This is a genomic window from Paenibacillus periandrae (assembly GCF_022458865.1).
Taxonomy (GTDB): domain Bacteria; phylum Bacillota; class Bacilli; order Paenibacillales; family NBRC-103111; genus Paenibacillus_S; species Paenibacillus_S periandrae.
The window spans coordinates 1-17,983 of record NZ_JAJNMU010000038.1; the positions used below are offsets into that span (position 1 = coordinate 1).

The 17,983-nt window shown below is 47.4% G+C and carries 16 protein-coding genes; 3 read left to right on the plus strand and 13 right to left on the minus strand.

The features are described 5' to 3' along the window. Positions 1-127 precede the first annotated feature (127 nt). On the minus strand, positions 128-2,395 hold the full coding sequence (locus LRL21_RS40135; RefSeq protein WP_240421411.1) for a helix-turn-helix domain-containing protein: 2,268 nt from the start codon (positions 2,393-2,395) through the stop codon (positions 128-130). Between the two features lie 160 nt (positions 2,396-2,555). Here LRL21_RS40135 and LRL21_RS40140 point away from each other — a divergent pair, with 160 nt between their 5' ends. Next, positions 2,556-2,855, plus strand: coding sequence for a hypothetical protein (locus tag LRL21_RS40140; RefSeq protein ID WP_240421412.1), 300 nt, complete (start codon positions 2,556-2,558; stop codon positions 2,853-2,855). Between the two features lie 113 nt (positions 2,856-2,968). Here LRL21_RS40140 and ilvD read toward each other — a convergent pair whose 3' ends face one another. Next, the gene (gene ilvD, locus LRL21_RS40145) at positions 2,969-4,654 is read right to left on the minus strand and encodes a dihydroxy-acid dehydratase (protein ID WP_240421413.1); all 1,686 of its coding nucleotides are present in this window, start codon (positions 4,652-4,654) and stop codon (positions 2,969-2,971) included. Between the two features lie 186 nt (positions 4,655-4,840). Between ilvD and LRL21_RS40150 the strand changes: the two genes are divergently transcribed. Further along, complete coding sequence (locus tag LRL21_RS40150; RefSeq protein WP_240421414.1) at positions 4,841-5,137, plus strand: DUF3055 domain-containing protein; 297 nt, start codon at positions 4,841-4,843, stop codon at positions 5,135-5,137. A 245-nt stretch (positions 5,138-5,382) separates the two neighbouring features. On the opposite strand, the gene LRL21_RS40155 is transcribed toward LRL21_RS40150, so the two are convergent. The 8 genes from LRL21_RS40155 to LRL21_RS40190 all read right to left on the minus strand — a co-directional run bounded on the left by LRL21_RS40155 (position 5,383) and on the right by LRL21_RS40190 (position 12,874). After that, a complete protein-coding gene (locus LRL21_RS40155) occupies positions 5,383-5,700 on the minus strand; it encodes a cupin domain-containing protein (protein ID WP_240421415.1) in 318 nt (105 codons plus the stop codon). Between the two features lie 213 nt (positions 5,701-5,913). Then, positions 5,914-6,720: a ferric iron reductase gene (locus tag LRL21_RS40160; RefSeq protein ID WP_240421416.1), complete on the minus strand. Its 807-nt coding sequence runs from the start codon at positions 6,718-6,720 to the stop codon at positions 5,914-5,916. Positions 6,721-6,772: 52 nt separating this feature from the next. Then, positions 6,773-7,711 carry an AraC family transcriptional regulator gene (locus LRL21_RS40165; protein ID WP_275901133.1) on the minus strand — a complete coding sequence of 313 codons (939 nt, stop codon included), beginning with the start codon at positions 7,709-7,711 and terminating at the stop codon, positions 6,773-6,775. A gap of 188 nt (positions 7,712-7,899) precedes the next feature. Continuing rightward, positions 7,900-8,919, minus strand: a complete 1,020-nt coding sequence (locus LRL21_RS40170; protein ID WP_240421417.1) for a Gfo/Idh/MocA family protein — start codon at positions 8,917-8,919, stop codon at positions 7,900-7,902. A gap of 27 nt (positions 8,920-8,946) precedes the next feature. Next, a complete protein-coding gene (locus tag LRL21_RS40175; RefSeq protein WP_240421418.1) occupies positions 8,947-10,029 on the minus strand; it encodes a Gfo/Idh/MocA family protein in 1,083 nt (360 codons plus the stop codon). A 114-nt stretch (positions 10,030-10,143) separates the two neighbouring features. Then, complete coding sequence (locus LRL21_RS40180) at positions 10,144-11,337, minus strand: aminotransferase class I/II-fold pyridoxal phosphate-dependent enzyme (protein ID WP_240421419.1); 1,194 nt, start codon at positions 11,335-11,337, stop codon at positions 10,144-10,146. A gap of 36 nt (positions 11,338-11,373) precedes the next feature. Further along, on the minus strand, positions 11,374-12,456 hold the full coding sequence (locus tag LRL21_RS40185; protein WP_240421420.1) for a site-2 protease family protein: 1,083 nt from the start codon (positions 12,454-12,456) through the stop codon (positions 11,374-11,376). A gap of 37 nt (positions 12,457-12,493) precedes the next feature. Further along, on the minus strand, positions 12,494-12,874 hold the full coding sequence (locus tag LRL21_RS40190; RefSeq protein WP_240421421.1) for an arsenate reductase family protein: 381 nt from the start codon (positions 12,872-12,874) through the stop codon (positions 12,494-12,496). 213 nt (positions 12,875-13,087) lie between these two features. Here LRL21_RS40190 and LRL21_RS40195 point away from each other — a divergent pair, with 213 nt between their 5' ends. Continuing rightward, positions 13,088-13,471 (plus strand): PilZ domain-containing protein, encoded by a 384-nt coding sequence (locus tag LRL21_RS40195; protein WP_240421422.1) that lies wholly within the window; start codon positions 13,088-13,090, stop codon positions 13,469-13,471. On the opposite strand, the gene LRL21_RS40200 is transcribed toward LRL21_RS40195, so the two are convergent. The 3 genes from LRL21_RS40200 to LRL21_RS40210 all read right to left on the minus strand — a co-directional run bounded on the left by LRL21_RS40200 (position 13,468) and on the right by LRL21_RS40210 (position 17,913). Then, the gene (locus LRL21_RS40200) at positions 13,468-14,481 is read right to left on the minus strand and encodes an RluA family pseudouridine synthase (RefSeq protein ID WP_240421423.1); all 1,014 of its coding nucleotides are present in this window, start codon (positions 14,479-14,481) and stop codon (positions 13,468-13,470) included. The two genes, LRL21_RS40195 and LRL21_RS40200, sit on opposite strands and share 4 nt — an antisense overlap. Continuing rightward, positions 14,478-15,044 carry a cob(I)yrinic acid a,c-diamide adenosyltransferase gene (locus tag LRL21_RS40205; protein WP_240421424.1) on the minus strand — a complete coding sequence of 189 codons (567 nt, stop codon included), beginning with the start codon at positions 15,042-15,044 and terminating at the stop codon, positions 14,478-14,480. Before LRL21_RS40205 ends, LRL21_RS40200 begins: the two co-directional genes overlap by 4 nt. Positions 15,045-15,111: 67 nt before the next feature. After that, positions 15,112-17,913, minus strand: coding sequence for a cobyric acid synthase (locus LRL21_RS40210; RefSeq protein WP_240421425.1), 2,802 nt, complete (start codon positions 17,911-17,913; stop codon positions 15,112-15,114). Positions 17,914-17,983 lie beyond the last annotated feature (70 nt).

Below are 17,983 nucleotides of genomic sequence, written 5' to 3' on the forward strand. Positions count from 1 at the left end.
CTAATCCTTTCAATGGATTATGGACAGGTACTACCTGCCATTTCATTGTAAAGGATTTTTTTGTGTCTGAACTTTCTATAGACAGAAGATTATGAACATTCAGAGAAAATTAATGCAACGCTAGTGATTATATATATGTATGCCGGCTCATCTCCCGATAATGGCTCGGCGTTATACCTTCCTGCTTTTTAAATATTCGGTTAAAATAACTATGCTGATACCCGACCTGTACGGCAACATCGTTTATTTTCAGCTCTGTATCACGGAGCAGCTCTTTGGCCTTCCCTATTCGCAGCTCGGTCAAGTAATCTATGAAGTTTTTCCCATTTACCTGCTTGAATGATTTGCTGAGCGAGACGGCATTCATCCCGGTATGCTCTGCACAGCTGTCCAATGAAATTTCATTCATATACTCATTTTGCAAATAGATCATTGCCGACTCCACAACCTTTTTGACCTGCACATCGGAACGAGCCTCCAGCTCCCTCACAAAAGGGTGTATGACCTTGGCATTAAACCAATTCAACATTTTCTGCGGCTCACGGATCTGGGTCAGCTGTTCATACAGATTGGCTGATTTATACACTCGGCTCGGGTCCATACCGGAATGGCGGATAGCATGCAGGATGCTGCCCAGAAGCTGAAGCATTCCCTGCTGAATATCAATTTCCTTGGCCCTTCGTTCCAACAGCTCCTCCAAAAACAGCACAATCGTGTGCTCAGCCTCCTGCTGCTGACCTGTACGCAGCATTTGTATAATTTCGCGCTCCAGTACGAACGGGTAACGCAGCTCATTCATTTCTTCACTGACTTCAAGTGTCTCCAGATCCAGCATCTGATTTTCATTTTCAAAATTGCGATAGCTCAAGGCCTGTTTGGCTTCTTCATAACGAAAAGGGATCTGGGCAATCAAGGGAGTCGTTTTCCCGATAGCTATGGAAACCTGCAGCTTTAAAATATGATTGATCGTATGCATCAATTCCTCGCTAAACGCTTGCAGCTTGTCTGTAAACGGCCGATCTGGAGAGACAATGATAAGCACACCGATCGATAAATCGTGGAAGTTGACGGTACTGGCCTGTTCCAAGCGATTGGCCGCCAGCTCTTCAATAATGTTCGCCGCAGCAAACGTAACCAGACCCTCGTCACCCAATGAAAACCTGCCCTCTAAATTTTCAAAACCGGTCAATTGAATATGCATCACCTGAAATTGCTGGTCGTCCACAATCCAGTCAAAGTTTCTCATCCGCTTCTTCAAATCTTCTTCCGAATAGGCATACAGAAAGCCTTGCACCAATTGAAGCAGGAAGCCTTCCTTCACATGTGGCAGCTGCTGCTCCAGCTTGTTTTGCAGGGTAATGCTTTCTCTGCTTAGATGCAGCCATTCCTTTTCGATCATTTTAAATTCATCCGTCTGTTCGTTCGTACTGCCCACAAACAGCTTGTTGGCCGCAAGCAAACGGATCAATCGATCAATCGGTGAATAAATCTTGCGGGATGCCAGCCACGACAGGATAAATGCTAGCAGCAGCGCGGTGCAGCTGACGGAGAGAATCAGCTTGGAAATGAACACAACCGGTTTCGTAATCGCATTAATCGGTGAAGCCGAGACATAAATCCAATCCGAGCCAACCCGCGAAAACGTGCCATAGGATACCGTATAGGTCGTGTTTTTCCAGTCGTACAGGAAGGAACCGGTTTGGGCTCCTCCCTTCATCACTTCGTTCCTTAGAACCTCGTCAAAGCCAATTGAATTTGCTGTTCCTGCACTGGATAGAAGCACATTTCCATCATTTTGCATGATGAAGGTTTCACCTACGTTGTACGGTGTTAGCGTTTTCAACAGATTGGATGCTTTCTCTTTGTCCACACGAACCAGCAGGGCACCAAACGGTTCAAAATTAACACCTGGCAGTTTATGAACTAACGTCAAATCGGTTGCATCCACTATACCCGGATCGGCCGGGAGATCGGACCAAAAAACCAGTTTTCCTTGTGATAGCATATCGATGTAACTATCCATGAATGTCCTGTTCTGTATCACATCATACTCGGGATAAAAACGGATTGGCTTCATGCCATTGAGGAACAGCTCCACCTGCTTGGCCAGCGGACTTGAACCTTGCATGACACCCAATGTCTTGGTCACATCACGGGCAATTTCAAATTCCGAATAAAAATTAACATCCTTCAGGCTGCTATTAAATTTGGGATCGAATGCCCAATGAGCAAGCGAATTTTCCAGATAGGTGAACTGGTCATCGACATTAGCGGCTCTCTGTACGATTTGACTCTTATGCAGCTGCAGCATTTCATTTTCCAGACGGTCCCCGCCCATCCAATAAATAATAATACCAACAATAACACCTGGAATGCTTGAAATTAATAAAATCAATATGAGGCTGTTGCGAAAAAATCTCCCTTTTAACAAATCACCCTCACCTCTTTATGTAAGTCGTTGTACTATCATGACATAAATTGTATTTGTAACTCAAGAATTTTTTTATACAGAGGTGGTCATCCTAAAACGATACTTTGGACAATTAGGGGGAACCATGATGGGTACAGAAACGAATCAAGAGGGTTTTATTAAGGAGGATCGGAATCGATATACAGATTTCAAAACAGTCGAATCCCAAAGAAACGATCTCACGGCAGAGGAATTCCCGGAAGGCCCCTATGGATCAACACATCTGACAGAATCTCTTGGCAAAAGCAGTCCATGGCGCATAGATCAACGCCCGCCTAACCGTTTCACCTATGAAAATCGTGAGCTGCATGCAGGTCTGTCCCGTGATTATCCTGGAGATCATCCTACACATGACGTAGAAGATGACGGGCAAATCGAGTCTTGATTTCATTGGATGCAGACGAGCAAAAAACAAAAACGGCAGAGAGAATGTCATCGACATTCTCTGCTGCCTTTTCAGATGCAGGCTATGCTGCTATATATACGAGTGCTATCAAATTAAATCTTCATGACGCCGCCAGTACTTGCGGAAGTAACCAGCTTCGAGTAACGGGCCAAGTAGCCTGTTTTCACTTTCAGCTCAAAGCCTTTCCAGTTGGACTTGCGACGGTGCATTTCCTCATCGGAAATTTTCAACTCAATACGGCGTTCGATCAAATCCAGCTCGATGATGTCTCCGTCCTCAACGAAAGCAATCGGACCACCTTCAGCCGCTTCCGGCGAAATATGACCGATGCTGATCCCGCGGGAAGCTCCCGAGAAACGACCATCCGTGATCAAACCAACCTTCGCACCAAGACCCATCCCAACAATTTGTGAAGTAGGTGCCAGCATTTCCGGCATTCCCGGTCCACCCTTTGGACCTTCGTAACGAATGACAACAACATGGCCTTCTTTGACTTTTCCGTTAGCGATACCGGACAATGCTTCTTCCTGAGAATCGAAGCAAATAGCAGGACCCACATGTCTGCCGCCCACTTCTTTATCCACTGCACCAACCTTGATGATCGATCCGTCCGGAGCGAGATTACCGAACAAAACTGCCAAGCCGCCGCGCTCGGAATGAGGATTATCCAATGGATGAATAACATCCTTATTCACGATTTCGCAGCCAGCTACATTCTCACGCAATGTTTTACCTGATACGGTAATACAGTCTCCGTTCAGAGCACCCGGTTTCTTGAGCAGCTCATTAATGATTGCACTCACACCACCTGCGTTATGCACATCTTCGATGTGATAATCAGAAGCTGGAGCGATCTTAGCCAAATGCGGTACACGGTTAGCCACTTCGTTGATGCGCTCGATTGGATATTCAAAACCCGCTTCATGCGCCAAAGCCAATGTATGAAGCACAGTGTTTGTCGAACCGCCCATTGCCATATCCAGAGCAAATGCGTTATCGATAGCTTCGATTGTTACAATATCACGAGGCTTAATGTCCAATTTGATAATTTCCATCAGCTGCGCAGCGGATTGTCTAACGAAGTCTTTGCGCTCTTCAGCAACTGCCAGAATCGTACCGTTACCTGGCAGGGCCAGGCCCAAGCCTTCAGCCAGACAGTTCATTGAATTGGCTGTAAACATACCCGAACATGAACCGCAGGTCGGACATCCGTATTGCTCAAGCTCAAGCAGACTTTGATCGTCAATTTTACCAGCTTGATACGCTCCTACGCCTTCAAAAACGCTGGATAGCGAAATCGATCTACCGTTTTTGTCTTTACCGGCTTTCATCGGGCCACCGCTGACGAAAATCGTCGGGATATTCACACGCAAAGCGCCCATCATCATACCCGGTGTAATTTTATCACAGTTCGGAATACAGACCATACCGTCAAACCAGTGTGCTGCAACTACAGTTTCAAGGGAATCCGCAATAATTTCACGGCTTGGCAAGGAATAACGCATACCGATATGACCCATGGCAATCCCGTCATCTACACCGATGGTGTTGAATTCAAAAGGTACACCGCCCGCCTCGCGGATAGCTTCCTTAACGATTTTACCGAACTCCTGAAGGTGAACGTGACCTGGAACGATATCGATATAGGAATTACATACCGCAATAAACGGCTTATCGAAATCTTCTTCTTTAACACCAGCTGCACGCAATAAGCTGCGGTGCGGTGCGCGGTCGAAGCCTTTTTTAATCATATCGCTTCTCATTTTTGGTTTGGACATTGGATGTGAAACCTCCTAGTATATAATCAGGTGCGAATTTTTTAGCATTCTATAAATTCTATCATGTTTGGAGGCAAATGAAAACGATATGTGTCAAAATCCCTCAATCATCTTTTGCCCGTATCTGCTTCTTCATGTATAATCGATTGTACAATGGCAGTTATAGGAACGGAGTGACCCGCAGTAATGGCAGAATTTGATTTATTATACGATTCGCAAGAAGATACACGTACACGCTTTGTTTGTTTTGTTGGTGATAATTCCATGCACCGGTTTGACCTGGCAATCACATCGACGAACCGCTTCTATGGAAAAAAGCTGATTACCGATCTGCAATCAGGACGTACCGCTGTCATCGGACCTGACGATCTGGATGAAGAAGGCTACCTCGAGCATGTGTATAAACTGACGGAGGAAGAAGCGGCTGAGCTGACCAACTTCCTGTCGATGGTCGTAGGCACGATTAACTTCACGGATCTTTAGTAGAAGTCCGGTGAATAAGTCCCGCTGCACGACCAAATATCCTTCCGATCGCTGTTGAAATATGAAATTGGATGAAAATAAGAGGTTTATTCACGATTTCAAAGGCGAGCGCTTACGCTTCTCCAGGATCATTTGGTCGCTCCGCTCTTTATTCACCAGACTTCTAGAATTTGTTAATAAGATCTTTAGCGTTACATTACAAAAAGAGCCCTCCGCGGGCTCTTTTATGATCTTGCTATGATGATTTAGCGTTTTACCAGATCTTCCCGCACCGGCGTGAACGTATCGAGCAGAATACTTGGCTCAATCGCTTTGGCACCATGCTTGGCGTTGCTCGGGATGTAGATCGTTTCACCCTGCCCAATGACATGCTTTTGTCCATCAATAGTGAACTCCAGCCTGCCCTTGATACAGTAAGAAAATTGCTCATGCGGATGGCTGTGCTCGTAGCCCTCGGCATTTTCCTCGAAATGAACTTCCATCATCATGATCGTTTGGCCCGGCTCAAAAATCTTTCTTTTGACTCCAGGCTCTGCATTTTCCCATACTCCAATATTGCTCATTGTGAACCTCCTAAAAGTTTTCGAAGAAAACTGACTTCGTAAGCGTTAACTTTAGAGTTTTCGAAGAAAACTGACTTCGTAAGCGTGTCCATATTCCATGGTAACATATCTCAATCGTGATTGTGCTGGATTTTTTTATATTCACTTGTATAAATTCCTTATCAATAATCCCATACAATTTAACATAGGAGCTTGGCTGGTTTTATAATCTAACTATTTGCCAGACACCAGCAAGGTTGCTTCAATCTTCATACGCTGCTCCATACGCTCGTCTTCCCCCATCCGCGGACAGGAATAACAATAGCCATGGCCTGTATCCGTTAAATAGGCAAGGCAGCATGAGGCCTTGATCCGCATCGTTTCTCCCGGGATACGCGGATTATCGATATGACGAAACTGGATGTCAAACGGGTTCTTTTTTCTGCCGAATATTTCTGGGGCAAGCCCGTATCGGAGAAAGTTAAAATCCTCCTCGATTGTAAGTCGCAGCTGATCGGTTTCAGCCTCTTTCTGCGATGCATCATAGGCATAATGAAGACGCGTAGCGAGCTGACCCCAGAGCTGACCAACATTAATTCCAACAGCAGCCGCAATTGACGCCATCAGCGGAGCTACTTCATTACTGTAAAAGGAGCTCAGCACCTGCTTCCTCCAATCATTTCTATCCGTACAGGGAACAGACAAGCTGTCGGAATCATGGAGCTGAAACGCCCAGCGCGGCCGATTATTGAACAAATGCACCTGCCCGCTCAGATTATGCAGGGACAGGTTATAAGCAGCATCGTGATGGGAGATCGTATACTGAAGCGCTGCACAGACCCATGCGAACCATAACGAAAAATAAGTGGCCGCAACCTCCGGCTTCATCGCTTTTAGCACAGGTCCGTATTGCTCAATCAACTGCTCGGCATTGCCTTTGTCCACCAAGTCAGCAAGCTCAAGCCGAAACAGAGCTTCAGGCAGCTCTGTTTTCACAAAATACATATGCTTTTCCAAATAATCAAAATCGATCTTCCCCATTATCAAGCACCCCATTCAAATAAAGCGTTGAATAAATGATAATAGTTCTCATTTATGTTGTCAATCTTCGATGCTGATCCCTATATTTCATCGGAGTCGATCCCAACTTTCTTTTGAACACATAATGCAAATAATTGGCGCTGGAAAACCCGTTCTGGAATGCAATCTGATCAATGGTTTGATCGCTTAGGCTCAGCTCATTGCAAATATGGGTAAGACGCACATGCTCGATATATTCGCTGAACGTACCTCCCGTATGGTCACGAAAAATCCGCTGCAGCTGACGCGGGCTAATCTGCACACGTTCGGCCACAACCTCCAGTGTCAGCGGCTCCATGTAATTATCCTTGATAAACTGTACAGCCAGCTTATAGCGGTATTGCTTCATATTACGCGATGGAATATCCGTTTGTGGTCCAGAAGCATAAGCGCGCGTTGTACGCAAAAGAATCTGAATAATCGACTGCTTGATTACGGTAAACAGCCCAGGCTGATTCTCGTACCACGCCCGATAGGCATTCAGAAAGCATTCCATGGCCCGATATTGATCGAGCACCGGTTTGGCAGGCAGATGCTTGAGCTGCTGGATGCAAGCCTCGGCTTCCGCAATTTCCGAACGGCGCCCCCAATCACAGGACGGTTCACTTTCAACGCCTCCTTCTCGTGGAGTTTCATCATGGTCCAGCTTGACAATATCGATATGCAGGCATAGCTCATCCATCGCTTCAAGAGCATCCGCCTCCTGGTAATGCACCAGATTGGGACCGGTCAGATAGAGCATGCCTTCCTGCAGCGAATAAGGAACCTCTCCGAGAATGACCTTGCCTTTGCCCCGAGGAATGTAGTGGAATTCAAATTCGGAATGCTTATGGAAGGATACTATTTTGCCTGGACTAAAGGTCGTATGATGAAATCTCAGCATACGAATTCCATAATGGCCCCAGCGGAACTCTACATCCAGGCGATCCAGTGCATGTCCCTGCTCCAGCATAAGCTCATAAGGGTATGGCTTGGGGGTCGATCTTCCATGTATCTCCAAACTACTTACCTCCTCATTTCCTGCCATCTGAGCAACTATAAATGGGAAAAGGCCGCGCGCCTCTGGCTGATTCACCAGTTACGCACAAGCCTTTCTTTTTGTAATATACAAAGGGTTCATTCACGCATTTATGAGTCTGATTACTCAGCCAAATCACTCAGCTTGAATGCAGCACCCGATTGGGAAGATCGATTCGAAGCCTCCATCAAACGTGTCAGGTCCAGTGCAAGCTGAATATTTTCATCAGCTGTTGTTCCATTTTGAATGTGGCTGACCCATTGGGCGAATGCTATAGGGCTGCTTGCCGGAAGCTCGGTTTGAACCTGCCACTCCTTCACATCCGGTCCTTGCTTCGTACTGCGAACCAGCAGCTTGTTATCATGAGTGGAATACAGCAGACTTCCCTCAGTACCATGTACCTCGATGACAAAAGGCGAGAACGCATTAACGAAGCCCGCTTCAACGACGGCTAAGGCACCATTCGCGTAACGCAGCACGGAAACTGCATTATCCTCAACTTCCTTACCTGTCACATAACCATAATTAGCGCTGATGCTCTCGGGAAGTCCAAGGAACAAACGAGCCAAATACATCGGATGGCAGCCCAAATCGATCATGGCTCCGCCGCCGCACTGCTCCCGATTAAAGAAACGTTCTGGAAGCCAGCCGTTCGCTGCCCGCTCCGAAGGTATGCCTCCGTTATGAGAAAGCCGGGTACGAACCAACGTCACATCACCAAGCAGCCCCTGGTTTAAAATATCCTGTACAGCCAGGGTGTAGTACTCGTTCAAGCGCGGCAGCGACACTGTCAGCTTGACATCCGCTTCCTCGATAGCTGCGAGAATCTCATTGCACTCATGCAGCGTTGTAGCAACGACCTTTTCTGTGAAAATATGTTTGCCTGCTTTGGCTGCCGCAATGATAACATCGCGATGCACGTTCGTAGGTGTTACCACTACAACGCCCTGAATGTCCGGCTGTGCCAGCAATTCATCCAAATTTTCATAAAATTTGAAGCCGCGCCCTGCCGCTTCCTTACGTCCACGTTCAGCATCTTCGTCCCATAATGCGACAACCTGCGTATCCGGATGCTCGATAGCATCACGTGTATAATCTTTGGCATGAACATGCCAGAAGCTTAATATAGCAACGTTGATCAAGAATGCTTCCTCCTCTAGCTTACTTTATTATTCGAAGTAAACGGCTTTGCCGGTTTTTGCGGATTCATAAATAGCTTCCAAAATTTCCGAAACGACGCACGCTTGCTCAGGTGTTACAATCGGCTGCGTATCATTGATGACCGCATCTATCCACAGACGAAGCTCAGTATCCTGCATGCTTTCTTGCTTGCCGTCATAGAAATCCACGCCTTTTGCACCCAGCTCGATTTGATTCTTATACAAGCGGCTGTGCTTTTCGCCATTCAGACGCAAGCCGTCTTCCATATCTGCTCCGCCTTCAGTACCGCTCAAGGTACATTTAGCTTCCTTCACATCCAGCGTATTCAATGCCCAGCTGGATTCGAGAATGATGGTAGCGCCATTTTTCATCGTAATCATGCCAAAAGCCGAATCTTCAACCGTGAATTTTTTCGGATCCCATGAGCCCCATGCATTGGCAGCGTTCTCTTTTTGCGACAATTTGTGAAAAGTAGTACCGAGAACAGCCTTCGGCTCGTAATTGTCCATCACCCATAGCGTCAAATCAAGGGCATGTGTACCAATATCAATCAGCGGACCTCCGCCTTGTTTTTCTTCATCCAGAAACACACCCCATGTAGGTACAGCGCGACGACGAATCGCATGGGCCTTGGCAAAATATATATCACCCAAATCACCATTCGAAGCAACCTGCTTCAAATACAGACTGTCGGGACGGAAACGATTATTGTAGCCAACTGTCAGCTTCTTGCCTGTACGTTTGGCAACCTCCACCATACGACGAGCGTCAGCTGCCGTCTTAGCCATTGGTTTTTCACACATAACATGCTTGCCCGACTCCAAGGCTGCGATGGAAATTTCAGCATGCGAATCATTCGGTGTACACACATGGATGACATCAATAGAACCATCTTTTAATAGCTCGGTATAGTTTTCATAAACCTTAGCTCCTACGACACCATATTGTTTAGCCGCTTCATGAGCTTTCTCCACAACAATGTCACAAAAAGCGACAAGCTCAACTGTTCCCAGCTTGGACAAGCTTGGTAGATGTTTACCGTTGGCAATGCCTCCACAACCGATTATTCCTACTTTTACTACATTCGACACGTATGTATCCTCCTATAAAATAATGACTTGGTTACATAGTAGCATGTTTAGATCGAAGTTTGAATTGCAATTTAATGACAACCAAAAGTATGATTTTATGACATCTTTAAGTATCTATTGAATAAAATTGTACACAGGTCGTTCCCGTAAAAATTGACCTATACGCCTTACAGCCTCGTTCAGCTTGTCTTCATCCTGGACCAGCGCAATACGAACATAGCCTTCACCCTCTGAACCGAACGCATCTCCGGGAATGACCACCACACCAACCGCATACAGCATTTCCCGGGAAATTTGTCGAGAAGTCCAGCCCTCAGGAATACGCGCCCAAATAAACATCGTTGCTCGGGGCTTGGGTATGGACCAGCCAACTGCAGCAAGCCCGTCAATCACGATATCACGACGTTTCTCATACAAGGCAGCAACCGAATGCTCCTGCTCCATATCCTCCTCCAAAGCGGCAATGCCAGCTTCCTGCACAGCCTTAAACACCCCATAATCGATGTTGGATTTCAGTAGACGAAGCGCGTGGACGGCATCGGGCTGACCTACCATAAAGGCGATTCGGCAGCCAGCCATATTAAAGCTTTTGGATAAAGAATGAAACTCGACAGCAACCTCCTTTGCGCCTTCGATCTCCAAAATACTGATAGGCTGAAAATCATCAAATGCCAGCTCCGAGTAAGCAAGATCATGCACAATCAACAGCTCGTATTGCTTCGCATAAGCGACCAGCCGTTCAAAAAAATGTCGCGGCGCAACCGCCGATAATGGATTGCTCGGATAATTAAGCAAAATAAATTTGGCTTGACGAGCTGTTTCCTCTGGAATGTCCTCAAGCTTAGGTAAATAATCATGTTCCTCTCTAAGCGGTAGGAAAAAGGGAGTCACACCAGCCAGCACAAGACTTCCTGCATAGATCGGATAACCGGGGTCCGGGAGCAGCACCACATCACCTGGATCGGTAACCGCCATAGCCAAATGGGCCAGACCATCCTGCGAGCCCATCAACGTGATAATGTCTGTCGCTGCATCCAGCTGTACGCCGAACCGGTGTTGATACCATCGCGCTACCGTCTCACGAAAAGCCAAGCTTCCCTCAGAGGTAGGGTATCCATAATTCTCAGGCTTGCGTACAGCCTGCTCCATGGCTTGCATGACCCGTTCTGAAGGCGGCTGGTCCGGACTGCCGATACCCAGGTCAATCACATCAAGACCACTTGCGATAACCTCTTCCTTCCACTGTGCCATTTCAGAAAAAATAGCGGAACCCAATAAGGATAACCGCTGTGATTGAAATCGTTTCATATATGCCTCCCATAAGCTTAAGTAACTCTTATACCCTTACATCCCAGATGAAGCGTGACTCAGCTTTTGCACGAACGTCATCATGCCATATAAAAATCCGGCAAGCGCCAAATAGGCGATTCCAAATTTCCAACGGGATGCTGTTGGCACTTCATAATATTTATCATTTTCAAAAGGCTCGTAATCTACCTGAATATGAACCATCAAATAAAGTCCGTCCTCTTTCTTCAACCGTTCCAATCGAACTACGTGTGTGCGGCGGATCAAAGCTTGTCTTCCCAGCGCAATCGTTCCATGGAAATTCAAGCCTTCCCAGTTGACCTCTACAAATTGTTGCCCTTCAAGATCCGAGTAGGTCAGGAATGGCAGCTCACGCTTATGCTCCTCACCTGGAATCAGGTAGCCCTGCTCAATTAACGGCTCTGCCGGAATCAGAAAGCTCGCTGCAATGGCACGAGGTTCACTGCCTGTTTTCCGATGCCTGACATATTTGTTATACAAATCGTAAGCGAACAGCGCCCAAATAATTAACAAAATAATATTAAAGTTGTAGATGATCAGCACAAGCCCCCCGATCAAACCAACCAGCCACAGCCATCTGGAGACTGCTGTTACAATTCTCCCCCCATCCAGCGGGTGAATCGGGATCAAATTAAACAAATTGATCAGAAAGCCGGCCTGCGCCAGGCTATACAGGAACTTACTATTTAAATAATAGCCCAAGCCAAACACGACCAATGCTCCTACTGTACCAAGTACGGGTCCACCAATCCCCACATACGCTTCCGTAACCGCATCCCTCGGGTGACGCTTCATACTGATCATGGCCCCCAGAAACGGGATGAACATAGGTGCTGAAACGGGTAAGCCTTTTTGCTTGGCTGCAATCACGTGCCCCATTTCATGTACAAAAATCAAGAGCACGAATCCGATGGCAAAGCTCCAGGGAAACAGCAATGCGTAAGCTCCAATGGAAATCAGCATGGATACAAACACGCCGCCGAACTTACCAACCTTTAATAGTCCAATCAGCCACTTGCCTTGCGCCAATAAAAATATTAACCCGGATCCGAGCAGCCAGAAGGGATTCTTATTATTTTTTTTCTTACGCTGCAACAATGGTCACGCTCCTCTATAACTTACTCTGGTGGCACTGTTAATGGCCCCATTCCTGTTCATATTGCTCCTCTTTATAACCAACGGTTACATGAGTGCCATCGGTGGCGATAGGCCGCTTGATCAAACGTCCATTGGAAGCCAGCAGATCAATCTTTTGCTCATCTGTCATTTGCGGCAGCTTATCCTTGAGACCTTGTTCTTTATAAACCTCGCCAGACGTATTAAACCACTTTTTAATCTCAAGACCGCTTTGTTCAATCAGCTTTTTTAGTTGCTCTCGCTCAGGCGGGGATTCGAACAAATCGATTTTCTCAACCTCCGCACCTTTTTGCTGTAAGGATTTCAATGCATTCCGGCAGGTGCCGCATTTAGGATAATGATATATAAGAACTTTTTTGGGAGCAGTCAAGCTGATCATCCTTCCGTCTTCTAGTGTTTATTATACAGGATTCATCTATCATATAAAAATTAGCCATTGCCCAATAAACAGCCTGTATGCGACAAAACCCTTCAATAGCTCTCATTGGTTTCGACACGACCCTACATAACCTCTCATGGATATTGGACAGCCCCGATGATACAATTTGTATAGAATATTATATAGAATTTGATACATATTGGAGGTCTATTCATGTTTACAAGTCGGAGAAAAGAACCCTTCCGTTATATTTTTACTAAACCTGTAGACTGTTCATTTGAAATTACGGAGATTAACGGTTCTGTCCTCTCAAGCAAAATCGTATATGCCAAGCTAATAGATTTAAGCAGAAATGGCTGTAGAATCGAAAGTAAGCTGAATCTGAATTGCAAAGCCAATCGCATTAAAATACAGATCGGGTTTAACTTTACCGATAAGGATATCACCGTCGTCGGTTATTTAAGATGGCAGCAATCCTCACTAAGCTACCACAGCTACGGGGTGCTTTTCGAAAAAAACAGCGGCCTCAGCGCGACTATTATCGAGGAGTTGAAAGTTTATACTAAAGCTTCAAGTAACTCACCCAAGGTCAGTTAGCCTTGCAGCTGTGCCATATAGGTCTCGATATCAAAGGGCAATGGAGCATGAAATTCAATCCACTGCTTGGTGGCAGGGTGGTTAAATCCAAGCTTAATGGCATGCAGGGCATGCCGCTCCAGGACGAGCGTTGGATGTTTATCCGATATTGAAGGTTCATCGAGTGCTGCCCCTGTCAAAGGATCCTTTAGTTCGGTTTCAACCAAGTCCGCAGCTATCTGTTCATCTAGCTCTGCCTGCTGCCTTTTATAGAGCTTATCGCCAACCAGCGGATGTCCAAGATGCTGCATATGCACACGGATTTGATGGGTACGTCCGGTTTCCAGCCATAGACGCACCAGCGTCACTTCCTCGAAGCGCTGCTCCACTTTATAATGCGTTACCGCCGGATAACCGGATTCTGTCACGATTCGTATATGAGGCTGCTCCGGGTCTCGATCAATCGGTGCGTTCACGGTACCCTCGTCCTGCCCCATAACGCCGTACAGCAGCGCTACGTACTCCTTTTTCACCAGATTGGCTTTCATTTGCTCCGACACCTGCTGCTGCACAAACGGGTTTTTGGCAACAGCCAGCGTACCGGACGTCTCCTGATCCAAGCGATGAATCGGGCGAAAACGGTAGCTTTTTCCCTGCTGCTGCCAATAATGAACGACCCCGTTCGCCAGCGTGTTGACATAATGACCATGGGTTGGATGCACGATCATCCCAGCCGCTTTGTTGACGATCAGCAGATGCTCATCCTCAAAAAGTATATCAAGCGGCAGCTCCTGCGGCAGGATGTCCTCGGACTCCTCCTGTTCCATGCGGACCTCAATCACATCTCCGGTATGAACGCGGACGCTGATGTATTCACGCTGCCCATTAAGTAAAATCCCCTGCTCGGTAAGCTTCAATCGGGACAGCAGCTTGCGGGACACATTCATTCGATTTTGCAAAATCGTTTTCAGATAAAAGCCGTCTTCTTCCACTGAAACCGTGTATGTTAAAGGCTCGTAATAGCTGCTCATTTGCGTCGAAACACGGTAGCACTGCGCGCGTATTCAATATCTTTCACATCGATGCGGCTGTTGGCCAAACGGGCAACGGTAAAAAACAAATCCGATAAACGGTTCAAATAACGACGTACCTCTTCATTGATCGGTTGTGTGCGAGCCAGTGTAACAACTCGGCGCTCTGCCCGACGGCACACGGTCCGGCATACATGCAGCGTCGAAGATGCAAGACTTCCCCCTGGTAAAATAAACTTCGTAATATCCGGTGTTTCCGCGTCATACTTGTCAATCCATGCTTCCAGCCGGTCTACCATTTCAGCGGTTACCTTGTAAGGGCGAAGCTCCTGCTTGAGCAGCGCCAGATCCGAACCGCAATCAAACAGCTCATGCTGAATTTCCAGCAAATCATGGAGCAAATCCTCGAATTTGTCCTTGTCCAGAAAACCCATCGCCTGCCCGACAAAGCACTTTAATTCATCCACAGTTCCGTACGCTTCCACACGCACATCATCCTTATCGACTCTGCCTCCAATAACTCCTGTCTGCCCGGCATCACCAGTTCGCGTATAAATTTTCATCGTTCTGCCTCCTCTATGAATAAGATCATTTTGAAACAATTTATATAACTTGTATAAGTGCTTGTAATTAGCCTTGCGTATCTACGCCTATCATCTCATATAAACGTGCCATATCCAAATGACTTCTGACATGATCGGCCAGCCGATCGAACGCCGTTTCCCTGCGTGCTTGAAAAGCAAGCTCAATTCCTTTGGGCTCCCAGCCCTTACTGCTCCGCAGCTCATTCAGCCAGGCTCTGCGAAATGCATCATTATGCAGAATCCCGTGTACATACGTTCCCCATGCTTTGCCGTTGTCCGTAATCGCCCCGTCCGGATGCGGTGCCAGCTCCCCATGCTCTTCTTGAAGCTGGAAAGGATGTATGACCGGACGCAAGAAACGTGTCTGTCCCATATGAATTTCATAGCCGCTTATCGTAAGCAGCTCATCCTCAGCAGCAAACAAGCGAGTCGTGCCTGAGGTACGTACCGTACGTTTGTCTGCTGCAAAAGTCGTCTCGATCGGCAGTAGACCCATGCCCTCAGTCTCGGGACGGTCAGACTCGACATGCAGCGGATCGAGCAGTCGTTCACCCAGCATTTGATACCCTGCGCATATGCCGACGATATGCCCGCCTTGCCGCGCGTGCTCAAGCAATGCTTTTTCCAATCCGGTCTCTCTTAAAAAAAGCAGGTCATCGACCGTGTTTTTGCTGCCCGGGATGATGATCGCATCCGCAGCTCCAAGCTCCTGTGGTGAACTGATGTAACGTACCTGCACATCCTGCTCATAGAGAAGCGGGTCCACATCTGTAAAGTTGGACAAGCGTGGAAGCCTGATGACAGCAATATCAAGCTTCGGATGCTCAGTACCATCAATATAACCATCGGTTTCTTTAGAGTGGCCTTGCAGCCCTCCGGCAGACAGCTTCCGATCCAGAGAAGCGGAATCCTCATCCTCCAGCTCAAGGTCCGGCAAAAAGGGAATGACGCCAAGCACCGGCTTGCCTGTGCGCGCCTCCAGCCAATCCAGGCCTGGCCTCAACAGCGTAACATCACCGCGGAACTTGTTGATAATAAAGCCTTTCACACGATCCTGTTCCTCGGGTGTAAATATCTCCATCGTACCTAGCAGTGAAGCGAACACTCCACCCCTGTCAATATCCGCAATCAGCACAACTGGGGCATCTGCCCAGCCAGCCAGCCGCATGTTGACAATATCTCGATCCTTGAGATTAACCTCAGCAGGACTTCCGGCGCCTTCAATCACAACAACATCATAAGTCTCACGCAGCCGCTGCAAGGAATCCTTGACGATCAGCTCCGCTTCGGGCAAATACTTTTCCCGATACGTGCGTGCATCATAGTCACGATAAGGTTTGCCGTGTACTACGACCTGGGCGACCATGTCTTTTTTCGGTTTGAGCAAAATCGGGTTCATATCGGTTGTTGCCACAATCCGGCATGCATCGGCCTGCATCCCCTGTGCGCGTCCAATTTCCTTGCCATCCAATGTGACGTAGGAATTGAGCGACATGTTTTGCGATTTAAATGGAGCAACCAGGTAGCCGTCCTGCACAAAAATACGGCAAAAGGCAGTCGTGATCAGACTCTTCCCCGCATCCGAGGAAGTCCCTTGAACCATCAGCGTCGGTGCCTGCTGCAGCTTCAGCGGAATTCCGGCTGCGTTTCTTGCCTTTTTCAAAGTATGTGCTGTTGCTTCATTTCTTGGGGTATTGTTAGCTTGCACGATGTCGCCTTGGTCAACAGCACCGGACTTGATCCAATCACGATCCATTATCGACTGCTGTGCTGCCAACGCTTCAAGTGAATCCCGCAGCGCTATGATCAACCGCTCATTATGCTCGCGCAATCGAATAGCTACACGGACATAGGTCTCATCCAGCCCATGGAATCGGGAAGCGTCCCTTATTAATATGCCGCGCTGCCCCATTTCCTGCTGCAGCTCCTTCGCCCTCAGCCCAAGACCACTCAGCGAAAACAAAATATAATTCGTATCGCTCGGCGTTACCTGGAGACCCAACTGCTGCAGCTGACCGACCATCCATGGACGTTCTTTGGCTAACCAGCTATACGTGCTTTGCTCATAATCGTGATCCTTCAACACACCGATGCCAACAAGCTGAGCCAGCATGTTGACACTCCACTGGACCTGCAGCCGCTGCAGCCGACGAATTTGCTCCGGATGCGCCACTATAAAGCCGAGCCGCAATCCTGGGATGGAATAAAACTTCGTCATCGAGCGAATAACCATCAGATGACTGGATTGTGCTGCAATTCGTATCATCGTCAGTTGATCTTCCTCAGGGCAAAAATCGAGAAAAGCCTCGTCGAGAATGACCGGTTTACCGGGCTTCGCTAAGCATGCTCTCACTTGTTCAGATAATAGCCTTCCTGTCGGATTATTAGGAGACCCCAGAAATAACAAATCCGAAGCGGCACGCGCATACTCTACATCGGACAGCTGCAGCTCAAAATGGTGACGTGCATGCAGAGGTACATTCAAAATGCGGCCGCCGATCTTTTCCGCAGCTTCCTCATACTCCGAGAATGAAGGTCTTGCTACTGCCATCACGGCGGGCTTAAGCACTCTTACAGCCAGATCAATCAGCTCGGCCGCCCCATTACCTACAAGGATCGATTCGACAGGTATCTTATATCGCTCGGCCAGCTTGCCGCGCAGCTCCCTTACAGCCGGATCAGGGTAGGCAGCCATATCGCGCCAATGTTCCCGCAGAATCTGCTCCACTACGGCAGGTGGACCCAACGGATTCATATTGGAGCTGTAATCAAGAAATTGCCCCTTGGCTTTGCCAAAAGTTTCTGCTGCCGTCCATAAATCGCCGCCATGACCATACTTTTCTAACATGATGCCATCCTCCCAATCCTGATAAATACAATCGGTTTACTTTCGCATTAACGGACATTCTTTCCTTTTA

Excerpts from the sequence above, each read along its gene's own strand:
- LRL21_RS40180 (WP_240421419.1), bottom strand. The coding sequence starts at position 11,337 with ATGAAACGATTTCAATCACAGCGGTTATCCTTATTGGGTTCCGCTATT.
- LRL21_RS40150 (WP_240421414.1), top strand. The coding sequence starts at position 4,841 with ATGGCAGAATTTGATTTATTATACGATTCGCAAGAAGATACACGTACA.
- LRL21_RS40160 (WP_240421416.1), bottom strand. The coding sequence starts at position 6,720 with ATGGGGAAGATCGATTTTGATTATTTGGAAAAGCATATGTATTTTGTG.
- LRL21_RS40205 (WP_240421424.1), bottom strand. The coding sequence starts at position 15,044 with ATGAAAATTTATACGCGAACTGGTGATGCCGGGCAGACAGGAGTTATT.
- LRL21_RS40155 (WP_240421415.1), bottom strand. The coding sequence starts at position 5,700 with ATGAGCAATATTGGAGTATGGGAAAATGCAGAGCCTGGAGTCAAAAGA.
- LRL21_RS40210 (WP_240421425.1), bottom strand. The coding sequence starts at position 17,913 with ATGTTAGAAAAGTATGGTCATGGCGGCGATTTATGGACGGCAGCAGAA.
- LRL21_RS40140 (WP_240421412.1), top strand. The coding sequence starts at position 2,556 with ATGATGGGTACAGAAACGAATCAAGAGGGTTTTATTAAGGAGGATCGG.
- ilvD (WP_240421413.1), bottom strand. The coding sequence starts at position 4,654 with ATGTCCAAACCAAAAATGAGAAGCGATATGATTAAAAAAGGCTTCGAC.
- LRL21_RS40165 (WP_275901133.1), bottom strand. The coding sequence starts at position 7,711 with ATGCTGGAGCAGGGACATGCACTGGATCGCCTGGATGTAGAGTTCCGC.
- LRL21_RS40200 (WP_240421423.1), bottom strand. The coding sequence starts at position 14,481 with ATGAGCAGCTATTACGAGCCTTTAACATACACGGTTTCAGTGGAAGAA.
- LRL21_RS40195 (WP_240421422.1), top strand. The coding sequence starts at position 13,088 with ATGTTTACAAGTCGGAGAAAAGAACCCTTCCGTTATATTTTTACTAAA.
- LRL21_RS40190 (WP_240421421.1), bottom strand. The coding sequence starts at position 12,874 with ATGATCAGCTTGACTGCTCCCAAAAAAGTTCTTATATATCATTATCCT.